This window comes from Candidatus Palauibacter soopunensis, from assembly GCF_947581735.1.
Taxonomy (GTDB): domain Bacteria; phylum Gemmatimonadota; class Gemmatimonadetes; order Palauibacterales; family Palauibacteraceae; genus Palauibacter; species Palauibacter soopunensis.
In genome coordinates, this window is record NZ_CANPVT010000040.1 from 104,283 (window position 1) to 117,464 (window position 13,182).

9 protein-coding genes are annotated in these 13,182 nt (G+C 71.3%); 8 read left to right on the top strand and 1 reads right to left on the bottom strand.

Annotation, left to right across the window (positions count from 1 at the left end; genetic code table 11):
* Nucleotides 1-5 precede the first annotated feature (5 nt).
* The 7 genes from RN901_RS11365 to RN901_RS11395 all read left to right on the top strand — a co-directional run bounded on the left by RN901_RS11365 (nucleotide 6) and on the right by RN901_RS11395 (nucleotide 11,476).
* Nucleotides 6-806 carry a PASTA domain-containing protein gene (locus RN901_RS11365; protein ID WP_310758402.1) on the top strand — a complete coding sequence of 267 codons (801 nt, stop codon included), beginning with the start codon at nucleotides 6-8 and terminating at the stop codon, nucleotides 804-806.
* Complete coding sequence (locus RN901_RS11370; protein WP_310758403.1) at nucleotides 807-1,754, top strand: CdaR family protein; 948 nt, start codon at nucleotides 807-809, stop codon at nucleotides 1,752-1,754.
* Between the two features lie 68 nt (nucleotides 1,755-1,822).
* Nucleotides 1,823-2,860 carry a tRNA (adenosine(37)-N6)-threonylcarbamoyltransferase complex transferase subunit TsaD gene (gene tsaD / locus RN901_RS11375; protein WP_310758404.1) on the top strand — a complete coding sequence of 346 codons (1,038 nt, stop codon included), beginning with the start codon at nucleotides 1,823-1,825 and terminating at the stop codon, nucleotides 2,858-2,860.
* A 64-nt stretch (nucleotides 2,861-2,924) separates the two neighbouring features.
* Nucleotides 2,925-3,758, top strand: a complete 834-nt coding sequence (locus RN901_RS11380) for a prolipoprotein diacylglyceryl transferase family protein (protein ID WP_310758405.1) — start codon at nucleotides 2,925-2,927, stop codon at nucleotides 3,756-3,758.
* Nucleotides 3,755-5,971: a BamA/TamA family outer membrane protein gene (locus RN901_RS11385; protein ID WP_310758406.1), complete on the top strand. Its 2,217-nt coding sequence runs from the start codon at nucleotides 3,755-3,757 to the stop codon at nucleotides 5,969-5,971. Before RN901_RS11380 ends, RN901_RS11385 begins: the two co-directional genes overlap by 4 nt.
* Nucleotides 5,972-6,030: 59 nt before the next feature.
* Nucleotides 6,031-10,548: a translocation/assembly module TamB domain-containing protein gene (locus tag RN901_RS11390; protein ID WP_310758407.1), complete on the top strand. Its 4,518-nt coding sequence runs from the start codon at nucleotides 6,031-6,033 to the stop codon at nucleotides 10,546-10,548.
* Between the two features lies 1 nt (nucleotide 10,549).
* Nucleotides 10,550-11,476, top strand: coding sequence for a diacylglycerol kinase family lipid kinase (locus RN901_RS11395; RefSeq protein WP_310758408.1), 927 nt, complete (start codon nucleotides 10,550-10,552; stop codon nucleotides 11,474-11,476).
* Between the two features lie 94 nt (nucleotides 11,477-11,570).
* Here the strand turns inward: RN901_RS11395 and RN901_RS11400 are convergent, their stop codons facing one another.
* Nucleotides 11,571-12,854, bottom strand: a complete 1,284-nt coding sequence (locus RN901_RS11400; RefSeq protein ID WP_310758409.1) for a DUF1343 domain-containing protein — start codon at nucleotides 12,852-12,854, stop codon at nucleotides 11,571-11,573.
* A 58-nt stretch (nucleotides 12,855-12,912) separates the two neighbouring features.
* Between RN901_RS11400 and RN901_RS11405 the strand changes: the two genes are divergently transcribed.
* Nucleotides 12,913-13,182 (top strand): hypothetical protein (locus RN901_RS11405; RefSeq protein WP_310758410.1); only part of this gene is annotated, 270 nt, incomplete at its 3' end.

The following is a 13,182-nucleotide window of genomic DNA, read 5'->3' on the forward strand; positions in this document are numbered from 1 at the left end:
GTCCCGTGAAACTCCTGCGCGCGGTCCTCCTCTTCGCCGTCCTGTTCGGCGCCGGCTACCTGTACGCCGCGGTCCGGCTCTTCCCGGCGGCGGAAGATCCGACCGACGTGGACTTCACCGAGATCCCGGACCTCACGGGCGTATCCCTGGCCGAGGCCGGGGAACGCCTCTCCGCGCTGGGGCTCGTCTCCGCCGAGCAGGGCCGGCTCCACCACGGCGAGATTCCCGCCGGCGCCGTCGTCGCCCAGCGGCCGCTCCCCGGCCAGCTCGCCCGCGCCGGCGACACGGTCGTGCTCACGGCGAGCGCCGGTATCGAAACGCGCCGCGTGCCCGATCTCGCCGGACTTCCGGGCGGCGAGGCCGCGACCCTCCTCACCCGTCTCGGCTTCGAAATCGATATCGAGGAGACCGACGAGAGCGCCGTCGCCGGCGCGATCCGGACCGAGCCCGCCGCGGGGACGAGCCTTCCTCTCCCCGCCCGCGTCCGCCTCTTCGTCAGCCAGGGGAAGGCGATCGTCTCCGTTCCCGATCTCCAGGGTCGCCACGTGGACGACCTCGAGCTGCTCCTCGAGGAGGTCGATCTGCGGCTCGGCGCCGTCCGCTACCAGGTCGAGGCTCCCGAGGTGCAGGGCCGCGTCATCTTTCAGAGTCCGGCCCCCGGCTCCGCCCTGCGGGGGGAGGGGCTCGTCTCCGTGATCGTGGCCGGGACGCCGCCCGACTCGGCCACCGCGGATCTCACGAGGGACGCCGCCCGCGACACGGTTCCCGCGACCCCCGGCGATCGGGAGGGCCAGGTGGAGGGCTAGATGGACTTCAAGAGCGCGTTCACGAAGAACTGGCCCTACAAGCTCGCGGCGATCGTGCTGTCGGTGCTGCTCTGGCTCAGCGTATCGGCCGAGGCCGAAATCGCCGAGCAGCCGGTGTCGACGCTGCTCGAGATCCAGGTGAGCGATTCCGCGTGGAGTCTGCGCGAGGTCCGGCCCGCCGAGATCACGACGACGTTCCGCGGCCGCCGGAACCAGATGTTCGCCGCCCGCTTCGAGAGACCCGTGATCCGGAAGGTTCTCGACCAGATCGAGGACACCGTGGTCCAGGTTCCGCTCTCGACCTCGGAGGTCATCTACGACCGCGAACTCGGACTCGATCCCGTGGGAGTCTCTCCGGGAGCCGTCACCGTGTATCTCGAGGAGCGGGTGACGAAGCGGGTCGCGGTCTCCGGCCGAACGGATGCGAGGGCGGCGGCGGGCGTGCTCGTCGTCGGCATGCAGGTCGCCCCCGACAGCGTATGGCTCCAGGGGCCCGCGTCCTTCGTCAACCAGATCTCCGAGGTGACGACGGCCACGCTCCAGGTCGGCGCCGTCTCCACGCGCGTGACCCAGCAACTCGAGATCGCGCTGCCGCCGGACCTCGCGGGACTCTCGGTCGAGCCCGCCACCGTGATCGCGACCGTCGACGTCGACTCTCTCCGCACCCGCCTGTTCGCGAGCGAAGTCGTCACCACGGGCCCGCGCGCCCTCATGGCCGCGGTGGATCCGCCCACGGTCACGGTGGCTGTCACCGGACCCGCGGCCATCGTGGACGGACTGGATCCGGCGGACGTGCGCGTGACGGTCGACATCCCCATTTCCTTCGAATCGACGGGATCCTATCCCGTGCGCGCCCAGTTGCCCGACGCCGTGGCCGGCACGGTGACGATCGACCTCGTTCCGGAGCGGGTGAGCGCGGGCATCGCCTCCGACCCGCCCGACCGATAGGCATTCCGGCCGCGCCGGGCGCCGCCCCGCGCCCCGATGCGCCCGCCGCCGGCTTCCGGGACGGGCCGGTGCTCGGAATCGAGACCTCGTGCGACGAGACCTCGGCCGCCGTCGTGGATGAGAACGGGATCCGGGGTCTCGCGATCGCCTCGCAGGACGCGCACGCCGCGTTCGGGGGCGTCGTGCCGGAGATCGCCGCCCGCGAGCACATCCGCTCGCTCGACGTGATGGTGCGGCACGCCATGCGCGAGGCGGAGGTCGACCACGCGGACATTGCCGGGGTCGGCGTGACGGCGGGCCCTGGGCTCGTCGGCGCCCTGCTCGCCGGCGTGAACTGGGCCAAGGCCTATGCCTTCGCGCGCGGGCTTCCTCTCCTCGGCGTCCACCACATGGAGGGACACCTGTTCGGCACCGCGCTCGAGCACGAAGACGCGCATCCGCCCTTCATCGGCCTCCTCGTGTCCGGCGGACACACGCTCCTGCTCGAGGCGCGCGCGTGGGGGCGCTACCGCCTTCTGGGCCAGACGCGGGACGACGCCGCGGGCGAAGCGTTCGACAAGGTCGCGCGCCGGCTCGGGTTGCCGTATCCGGGCGGGCCCGAGATCCAGCGCGCGGCGGAGAGGAGCGCGGCGGCGGGGGGCGCGGCGGGACGCTTCCCGCTCCCGCGCCCGATGCTGAGCCGGCGCGACCGGCCCGGCGATCCCGCGTACTACGACATGTCCTTTTCCGGCCTGAAGACCGCCGTGGCGCGGATCGCCGAACAACTGGAGGCGGAGGATGCCCTCGCCGGCGCCGTCGACGATCTCGCGGCGGACTTTCAGGAGGCCGTCGTCGACGTTCTCGCCGAGAAGACGCGACGCGCGGTGGAACAGACGGGCTGCCGGCGGGTCGTGCTGGGTGGGGGAGTGGCGCGGAACTCCCGTCTTCGTGAAGGTTTAGCCGAGCGTCTGGGCTCGTCCGGGGAGTTGTACGCCCCTTCCCCCCGCCTCGCGACGGACAACGCGGCGATGATCGCCGCGGCCGCGCGGTTTCGCCTGGCGAGAGGGGAACGCAGCCCGTGGTCGCTCAACGCCGAAGCGGCGCTCGCCTTCCCCGGTCTCGTGTAACGGCCGGCGCTGAAGCCGGGACCGCCAACGAGCAGCACAGCAGCCAACGAGGAGCGTGCGAGACGTGTATCCCGAACTCTTCACACTGACGCTGCCGGTTCTCGGCGAGTTCACGATCACCACCTTCGGCGTCATGATGGCGCTCGCCTTTCTGTGCGGGTACCTGGTCCTGCGCGCGGAAACGGCGCGTCTCGGCGCCGGGCGCGACCTCGCGGCGGACATGCTCATGGCGGCGCTGATCGGCGGCATCGTCGGCGCGAAGATCTACTATGTGCTCCTCTACTGGGACCGAACGGTGCTCGATCCGCTGGGGATGATCTTCTCGCGCAGCGGGCTCGTCTGGTACGGCGGGTTCATCGGCGGGTTCATCGGGGTCATGTGGGTGCTGTACCGGCGTCCCGTCACCCCCGGGCTCGGGGTGGACGCGATCGCGCCCGCGCTCCCGCTCGCCTACGGGATCGGCCGCATCGGCTGTTTCCTCGTCGGCGACGACTACGGAGGCCCGACAGAGTCGTGGGTCGGCATCGCCTTCCCCAACGGCCTTCCGCCCACGACCGCCGGCAACCTGAGGGGTTTCGGGGCGGAGGTGGACCCCGCGATCCCGGACACGGAGGTCCTCTCCGTCCACCCCACGCAGCTCTACGAGACGGGACTCTCGTTCATCATCTTCTTCCTCCTGTGGCGGCTGCGGCGGCACCCGCACGTCCAGGGGTGGCTGTTCGGCCTGTGGCTCGCGATGGCCGGAGCCGAGCGCTTCATCATCGAGGTCTTCCGCGCCAAGGACGACCGCTTCTTCGGAGGCTTCACGCTCGCCCAGGTGATCTCGGTCCTGCTGGTCGCGGGGGGCATCGCGCTCGCCCTCAGGTTGCGCCGCAGGGCCGCAGAGGCGGCGGTGTGAAACGCGCGGCTCTGGCCGGGCTGGCGCTGGCCGTCAACCTCGCCGGGCCGCCTTCGTTCGCCGGGCCGTCTTCGCCTCTTGGGCCGGCTCCACTCAGCGGGCAGGCGGCCGGAGAGGCGGGACCGCGCCGCGCCGAAGTGACGTCCCTGCGCTTCCGCGGCAACGAGACGATCTCGGACGGTGAGTTGCGCGCGGTGATCCGCACGCGCAGCACCGAATGCACGAGCCTCCTGCTGTCGCCTTTCTGCCTGGTGACGAACTGGGGGTTCGCGCACCGCCGGGCCTATCTCGACACGCTCGACGTCAGGGTCGACGCCGACCGGCTCCGCCTGTACTACAACTTCCGCGGCCACTTCGAGGCGGAGGTCGAGCACGTCGTTCGCACTGACGGCGTCGACGCCAGCGTATCGTTCGTCATCGATGAAGGTCCGGCGACCCTCATCGACGAGTTCTCCATCGAGGGGCTGCCCGGGGCCCTCGGCGCGGAGGAGGCCTCGGCCCTCGTCGACATCGGCGTCGGCGACCCCTTCGATCGCAACCGGCTCCAGGCCGGCGTGGACAGCCTCATAGGGTCGCTGCGCCGGCAGGGCTACGTCTACGCCATGGCGCTCGAAGACTACCAGCGCAGCCGGGACGGGACCGCGCAGGTGGCGCTCGATGTCCGTCCCGGCGCCCGCTATCGCCTGGGAGAGATCCGGATCGAGGGCGGCGAGGCGATCGGCGAGGACGTGATCCGCGACCTCCTCCCCCTGCGCGCGGGCGACTACTACAACCAGGAGGCCGAGCAGGAGGGGCAGCGGAACCTCTTCGGCCTCGAGGCCGTCCGCTTCGCCTCGATCCTCCGGGAATCGTCCGGCCCCGAGGCCGCCACCGCCGATTCGACCCTGGATCTCGTCGTCCAGGTCACGCCGGCCTCGCCGCAGGCGGCCCGACTCGGCGTCGGATGGAGTACCGACCAGTGTCTCCGGACCGAGACGCGGTTGACGCACCGCAACTTCTTCGGCGGGGCCCGGCGGCTGCAGATCACCGGCCAGCTCGGGAACATCTTCGCGGACCAGCTGGACGGGTCCTTCCCCTGCTCCCAGGTAGGCACCGACCCCGACTTCCGGACGCTGAACTACCTGCTCCAGGCGGAACTGCTCCTCCCCGTCGCCTTTTCGGCCGAGAACACCTTCAGCGCCCGGGTCTTCCTCGAGCGGGAGACGATTCCCGATGTCTTCATCCAGGAGGGCTTCGGGGCCGAAATCGGCCTGACGCGCCGACTCGGGCGCAGGGCCTCCGCCACCCTCTCGTACTCGCCGGGCTACACCGGTTTCGGCGAGCAGTCCGCGGACATCTTCTTCTGCGTCAACTTCGGTTTCTGCGAGCCCGAGGACATCGTCACCGTGACGAGATCGCGCTGGTTGGCGCCCCTCACCCTCGCCTGGCTCTACAACGAGACGGACGACGCGCTCCGCCCCACCCGCGGCCACTACCTGACGGCAGAGGGGGAGGTCGCCCACGAGACGACGGGATCGCACTACCGGTACGCGCGCATCGTGGCGGAAGCCGCGCTCTTCCGGGAACTCGAGCCCGGTCTCGTGTTCGCCGCGCGCGCGCGCGCCGGGGCGGTCCGCTTCCCGGGCACCCGCATCTTCACTCCCGGCGCCCCCCGCACCGACCGCCTCATCCATCCATCCCGACGCTTCTTCGTCGGCGGCTCGCAGAGCGTCCGCGGCGTCGGCCAGAACCTCCTCGGCCCCCGCGTGCTCGTGGCCGATCAGGTGGAGGACTGCCCGGCGGGAGATTTCGAGGCGTGCGTGCAACGGCTCGCGACGCAGAACCCCGGCGCCTTCGACGAGCGGCCCCGCGGCGGCGACGCCCAGCTGGAACTGAGTTTCGAGCTGCGCCGGTACCTCAGCGAGCGCTGGAGTCTCGTCTTCTTCGGGGACGCGGGAAGCGTCTCGCAGCGCATCACGGAGCTTCGCGAGATCCAGTGGACGCCCGGCATGGGACTCCGGTACGCGAGCCCGATCGGTTCCATCCGGCTCGATATAGGGTACAATACGACATTCGCGACCGAGTTACCGGCAATTGTATCGATGGAGGACGGAACCTTGGTCCAGATGCCGCAGCCCGTGTTGTTCGACCCCTTCCGGTTCGACGATCCGCACCCCCTGCTCGAACTCTGGCGCCGCGTGCAGATCCACGTGTCCATCGGAGAAGCGTTCTGAGCGCGCCCGGGTCGGACGGGTCCGCGCCGCCTCGGCGCCGGCGCCGGATCGCCCTGCCGGTGGCCGTCGTCGCGAGCGTGCTGGTGATCGCGGTCTTCATCGTGGTCACGCAGACCGCCGGGGGCCGGGACGCCGCGCTGTCGCTGCTCGAGAGCGCCATTGCGCGCAGCGTGAACGGGGAGGTGCGCATCGGCCACGCCATCTCCGGCAATCTCCTCAACGACCTCACCGTCTCCCGCTTCGAGATCGTCGACGCGGACGGGGAACTGTTTCTGGCGCTCGACACCGTCACGATCGAACACGACCCCGTGGCCCTCCTGCGGCAGCGACTCGACGTGGGCCGACTCCACGCGCGCGGTCTGGACCTCCGCCTCCGGCAGTATCCGGACGGCCGCTGGAACTACGACCGCGTCTTCGAACCGCCCCCGCGGCCGGAGCCGCCGGCGCCGTCCGTAACGGCCTCGCTCCTCCAGGGACCGCAGGTGTCCGGAGCGTCGAACGCCGCGCTCGGCATCCTCCTGCATGACGCGACGGTCGCCTCCGGCCGCATCGAGATCCGTGCGCCGTGGACGGAGACGATGACCGGAACCGCAAGGGCGGAGGCGTTGCGCGAGGCGCGGGCGGGGGAGTCGCCGTGGGCCCTGCAGGAGACCGCGGACGGCGAATTCGAGCGCGTGTTCGAAATCACGAACCTCAGCGGCCGGTTCCCGGTCGCGCGGGTGACGGATCCCGAAGCTCCGTTCATGATCGAAGTCGAGGAGGCGACCGCCACGCTGCTCGCCGTGAACCAGCCGCTGGAACTCTCGGGCCTGCGGATGCACCTGACGATCGGGGACACGGCCCTCATCGACATCGAGAGATTCGAGACGGACCAGTCGACGATCCGCGGGGAAGGGTGGATGGCTTCGAACGGCGTCGACTTCGAGTTCGCGCTCGAAGCCGACCGGCTCGACGTCCGGGACCTCCGCTGGCTGCCCATCGACCTGCCCGAGACCGGCGGCGGCCCCATGTCCATCGGCCTCAGCGGCCGCGGCGGCAATACGGTCGTGGACGTCACGAACGGAGACTTCCGGACGGGCGACACCCGCATGACCGGAGGGTTCGCCCTCACCGTCGAGCGGCGTCCCAGGTTCCGCCGCATCGGCGTCACCCTGGCCCCCTTCGATCTCGCGCACCTGGGCCCCCTCCTCGGACGCGACACCCTGCCCGCGGCCCCGGAGACGTTGCCGGGGGAGATCCGCGGCACGCTGCGCGGCTCGGGCTATGTCGATGACCTGACGGTCGTCGCCGATCTCACCCTGCACGACCCCGATCCGGACACGCCGCCATCCAGCCTGCGGGCCCGCGGCGGCGTCGGCATCGGCGAGGAGTTCCTGAGCCTCCGCCGCCTCGGCGTGGACGTCGACGCCTTCGAGTCCCGCTGGACCCGTCTCATCGACATGGACCTGGGGATCGACGGGCGCTTCTTCGGTTCGCTCACCCTCGACCGCGAGCAGGACAGCGGCGTCGCGTTCGAGGGCGCCGTCGAGCATCTGACGCCGGCCGGCGATCGCTCGCGCTTCTCGGGTTCCGGGTTCCTGAACCTCGCCCGGTCGCAGGTCGATGCGGCGATCGACGCGAACCCGCTGGCGCTCACGCTGCTGCGCCCGTGGGCCCCCGGAATCGAACTGGCCGGCGCGGTGACCGGTCCCATTCGGGCGCGCGGGAGTCTCGAAGCGCTGGCCCTCGAGGCGGAACTCGAATCGGAACGCGGCCGGCTCGTCCTGAACGGAGACTTCGACCTCGCCTCCGAGGAACTGCGCTACGACACGGAGATCGAGGGCACGGACCTCTCGCTGGACCAGTGGGTCGAGGGCGCTCCGGCGTCGCGGCTCGCCGTCCGGGGGCGCGTGCAGGGAGAGGGAATCGACCCCGCGACGCTCGAGGCGGCGTTCGACCTCGAAGTCCTCGCCTCGCGGGTGGACCAGGCCGAGATCTTCGACAGCCGCGTGCGGCTGCGCGTGGCCGACGGCGTGGCGACGATCGACAGCGCGTTCCTCGCCTCCGACGTCGGTACGCTCTCGGTGCTGGGCGACTTCGGGCTCGCGGAGGGCCGGAGCGGGCAGATCGCCTTCGAGGCCGAAGCCTCCGATCTCTCCGACTGGGACCGCTGGTTCGTGGATGAGATTCCGGGCGGCGCGGAGGCCGAGGCCGGCGAAGCGCTGTTCGAGAGCGTCGAGGAGTTGCTGGGCCGCGGCCGGCGCACGCGGCGGCCGACGGAGGGGCTGGACGGCCGGCTGGAGGCGCGGGGGACCGCCACGGGCCGCTGGGGAGACTTCACGCTCGACGCCAGCATCGAGGGCTCGGACGCGCGCTTCCGGAGCTACCGAGCCGGAGACTTCTCGGCCCGCGTCGAACTGTTCGACCCGCCGCGCATCGGCGACCTGCGGTCCCGGTTCACCGCGACGAACGTCGAGTTGGATGGACGCCGCGTGGATTCGCTCACGCTGCTGCTGGCCCGCTCGGGCGCCGGCGAGCCCGGCGCCGACGCGCTGGACGCCGAATTCTACGCGCAGCGCGACTCCAGCCTCGAGGTCTCGGGTCGCGGCGTCGTGGTCGGCGGCGACGTCTGGAGCGCGGGCCTGACGGACCTCCGCCTCCGTCTCGGCAAACTCGAGTCCACGCTCGTGACGCCCGCCCGGCTCGTCTACTCCGACTCGGCGTTGCTCGTCGAAGGCCTCTATCTGAACGGTCAACTCGGCCGGCTCGAAGCCGACGGCCTCATCCCCGCCGCCGGCGAGGGATCGCTCGACGTGGAGATCTTCGGCGTGCGCGTGGACCAGTTCAGCTACCTGCTCTCGGAGCAACCGATCCTCGGAGGCACGCTCGGAGGACGGGTAAGCGCGACGGGCACGCTGGCCGAACCCCTCGTGATGGCGGAATTCGAGGTCCTCGATCCGTCCCTCCAGCACCAGGCCTACGACGCGCTGAGCGCGCGGGTCGGCTACGCCGCCCGCGAACTCGCGGGGGAGATCGACCTCGTCGACGGCGGCGCCCTCCTGGGACGGCTCGGCGGCGCCGTGGCGACGGACCTCGCGATCCTCCCGGTGGAGCGCCGCCTCCTCGACGATCCGTTCGACCTCGACCTGACCGGCGACCGCCTCCCGCTGGCGCTCGTCGAACTCGTGCTGCCGACCTTCGAGGAGGTGACCGGCATCGCCGAGACCGACCTCTCGATTCGCGGTGCCCCCGGCGCGCTCCGCTACGATGGCGCCCTGCGCATCGTGGACGGGCGGGGCTGGGTTCCCGACCTCGGCGTCTGGCTCACCGATACCGGCGCCCGCGTCTCCTTCCGGGGCTCCTCGCTCGCCTTCGTCGATTCGGCCTACGTGGGGTCGGACCTCGGCGGTTCGCTGAGGACGCGCGGCACCGTGGACATCGCCCGGATCACCAACCCCGTCTTCGCCCTGGACTTCGACGCGAACGAGTTCCACGGCATCGTGCGCAACGACATGGCGTTCGCCGTGAGCGGCCGGGCGCGGCTCGACAGCGCCTACGCGAGACCCTGGGTGAGCGGCGACGTCGTCCTCTCCGACGGATACCTGGAGCAGGACGAGTTCCTTCGCGGACTCGAGGTCTTCAATCCCGGCGACGTGGAAGCCTTCGACTTTCTCGGCGCCTCCGCGGAAGACGTGCTGGCGCAGTTCCGGAACCCGTTCCTCGACAACATCGTCCTCAACGCGAACGTGGATCTCGGCTCCGGCCTCTCGCTGCGGTCGGCGCGGCTCGATGCGGAGGTCACGGGGGAGGGGATTTCCGTCCACATGGACCGCCGCTTCGACGTGCTCGACATCAGCGGAAGCGCCGAGATGCCGCGGGGCACGTACCTCTTCGACCAGGTGCCGCCCTATGTCCGGCCCCTCCGGATCACCGCGGGGAGCATGCAGTTCGCAGGGGGCAACGGCTTCAATCCGATCATCGACATCACCGCCGAATACCGGGACCGCACCGTCGACGGCCCCGTGTTCGTCGAGGCCCGGATCACCGGTACCGCCATCGAGCCGCAGGTCCTCCTAACGAGCAACCCGCCCATGAGCGACACCGACCAGTACTGCCTGCTCGCCGTCGGCACGCCATGCTACCGCTCCGCCGACCCGCAGCTGGGCCAGAGGATCGGGCAGCAACTCGTCTTCGGTCCGCTGAGTTCCGGGCTCACGTCCGCGCTCGGCGGGACCGGCATCGAGTACCTCAACCTGACGTCGATCGCCGCCGGGCGCGGCGCCGGAGGCGGCGCGGCGAACCGGAGCCTGTTCGAGCGCACGGCGCTGGAAGTCGGGTGGTATGCGAACAACGCGCTCTTCCTCTCCTACTGGCAGCCGCTGGGCGGCGGACCTCCGAGGGCCGCCCTCGAGTGGGCGTTCCTCCCCGGCTGGTCCGTCGAAGCCGGCACCGCGAGCCGGTTCGACGAGCGGCTGTTCGGCCTCAGCGTGGGCACGAACGTCGCCAACGACCGCACCTACAGCCTCTTCCTCTTCCGCGAGTGGGAGTTCGGCGAGGGCTCCGACTCCGAAGAGGACCCCGACGAGGATCCCCAGTAACATGTCCGGCGCGCACCTGTATCCCGATTCGGAGCGATTCCTCGTGCTCCTCAACCCCGGCGCGGGGGGCGGCACCGGGGAGCCCGAGAAGTTGCGCCGTCGGCTGGGGGGCGCGTTCGCCGCGCGGGGCGTCCCCTTCGACATCATCGAGGCCGCGGATTCCGAGGAAGGTCTGGAGGTCGCCCGCCAGGCCGCGGAGCGCGTATACCGGGCCATCGTCGCGGCCGGGGGCGACGGCACCGTGAGCGTGGCCCTGCGCGGCGTCGCCGGAACATCCGTGCCCGTGGCGATCGTCCCCTTCGGCACCGCCAACCAGCTCGCCCTCAACTTCGACATCCCCACCTCGCTGGAGGACAGCGTGCGGGTCGCGGTCGAAGGGAAGGTGACCAGTATCGACCTCGCGGAGGCGAACGGAGAGACGTTCGCGCTCATGGCCGGCGCGGGCCTCGACGCGCAGGTCATGGCCGACGCCACCGCCGAACTCAAGAGCCGCCTCGGCTTCGGGGCCTACATCTACAGCGGACTCAAGAACGTCATCAACCGCCCCGGCGCCGACTTCCGGATCACCGCCGACGACCAGGAAGTGAAGGTGAAGGCGTCGATGGTGCTCGTCGCGAACGCGGGCCAGCTCGGGGCCGGCCCCCTTCCCGTGGAGTTCCGGATGGCGCCCGGGGCCTCGTTCCAGGACGGCCTCATCGACGTGTGCATCTACGCCCCCAGCAACCTCCCGGAGGTCGCCCGCATCATCTGGCGCGTCACGCGAAACCGGTTCTCGGGGGACGACAAGATCATCTACTTCCAGGCCCGCAGCGTCCGGATCGAGGCCGACCCGCCCGTCGCCATCGAGATCGACGGCGACCCGCGGGGCGAAACGCCCATGGAGGCGAAGGTCTCGCCGCTGGCCGCCCGGATCATCGTCCCCCGGTAGGGGTCCCCCCCCGGCGGGTGCCGTCGGCGCGCGTTCCCGCGGGAACGTCCGTGGCTCCGACTGGACGGCCACCGGCTGCCCGCCGGCCCGCCGGTCAGCGGGCGTAGAGCAGGTACGGGCGGCGGAGCGCCTCGAAGGCGGCGACGTCGGCCGCCCATTCCGAAGTGATTTCATCGAGCGGGGCGCCGCGGTCGATCGCGAGCCGGAGGCGGTCCGAGCCCGCGAGACGGTCGAAGTGGCGCACCCTCCACTCCCACGCGTCGCCCGAGAGCCGGCGCGCGGCGAGCAGCGCCGCCACCGCGGTCCGCACCGGATCGTAGGCCGACCGGTCCGTCACCGTGAGGCGGATCCCCGAGATCTCCTCCCCCCCGAACCTTCCGTCGCTCGGCGACTCGGGCGTGAAGGTGATCGCCCGGACCTCGACCCCCGGCAGCGATGGGGCCACGGCCCCGATCTCCGCCACCCAGGCCTCGCCGTCCAGCCACGGCGCGCCGAGCACCTGGAACGCGGTCGGCGTCCCGCGGCCGACGGAGAGGTTCGTCCCCTCGAACAGACAGGTGCCGGGATAGTGCGTGGCGCTCTCCAGCGAAGGCATGTTGAGCGACGGCGCGATCCACGGAAGGCTCGTCTCATCGAACCAGCGGTCCGCGGACCAGCCCGCCGCCGGGACCACGTGCAACTCCACCTCCACGCCGAACGCCCCCCGATACAGGCGGGCGAGTTCGCCCGCCGTGAGCCCGTGCCGCGTCGGCACCGGGTACAGGCCGACGAAGGTCGCGAAGGCGGGGTCCAGCACGGGACCCTGCGTGAGGCCTCCGATGGGATTCGGGCGATCGAGGACGATCATCGGGATGCCCGCGCCCCCGGCCGCCTCCATCGCGAGCGCCATCGTCGACACGTAGGTGTAGTAGCGCGCGCCGATGTCCTGGATGTCGAACGCGAGCACGTCGATCGAAGCGAGCATCTCCGGGGTGGGCGACCGCGTCTCGCCGTAGAGCGAGTAGACCGGCAGCCCCGTCCCTTCGTCCGTCGCGTCGTCGATCGCGGAGCCCTCCGCTTCCGTGCCCCGGATCCCGTGCTCGGGCGCGAAGAGGGCCGCGAGTTCCGCGCCCGCGTAGCCGTGCAGGAGGTCGATGGAACTCGTGCCGTCGCGCCCCACGCCGCTCCGGTTCGTGATCAGCCCCACGCGCCGCCCGTCGATGAGATGGGAGGAGTCGGCCAGCAGCACATCGATCCCGGGCCGGACCGCCGATACCGGCGCCTCCGCCATGGCGGATCCCGCCTCCGCCGCGCCCGCCCCCGCTCCCGCTTCCGGCCCCCCGCACGCGGCCGTCGGGAGGAGGAAGAGAAGGGAGAGGAAACCGGCGAGCGGATTCATCTCGCCCTTCGTAGGTTCGGGGCAGCGAGCGCGAGACGCGGGGCGGGCGGAGGTCGACATGGTGCGGAGACTAGAGACGTGGAGCGGCCCCCGAAAGCGGGGCGGGTGGGGGCGGGCGGTTGTGCCGGGGCGGACGGTCGTCCCGCGGCGGACCGTCACGGCTCTCGCGCTGTCCATGCTCCTGGCCGTCGGCTCGTTCGCCTGCCGCTCCTCGGCCAATCCCGCCGCTTCGAGCCCGGCCCGCCCGGGCCCCGCCGCCCCGGGCGCTGCCAGTGCCGCTCCCCCGGCCGCCAACGCCGCCGCCCCCGGCGCCGCTGCCGCCGCCGAC

Excerpts from the sequence above, each read along its gene's own strand:
- RN901_RS11370 (WP_310758403.1), top strand. The coding sequence starts at position 807 with ATGGACTTCAAGAGCGCGTTCACGAAGAACTGGCCCTACAAGCTCGCG.
- RN901_RS11395 (WP_310758408.1), top strand. The coding sequence starts at position 10,550 with ATGTCCGGCGCGCACCTGTATCCCGATTCGGAGCGATTCCTCGTGCTC.
- RN901_RS11400 (WP_310758409.1), bottom strand. The coding sequence starts at position 12,854 with ATGAATCCGCTCGCCGGTTTCCTCTCCCTTCTCTTCCTCCTCCCGACG.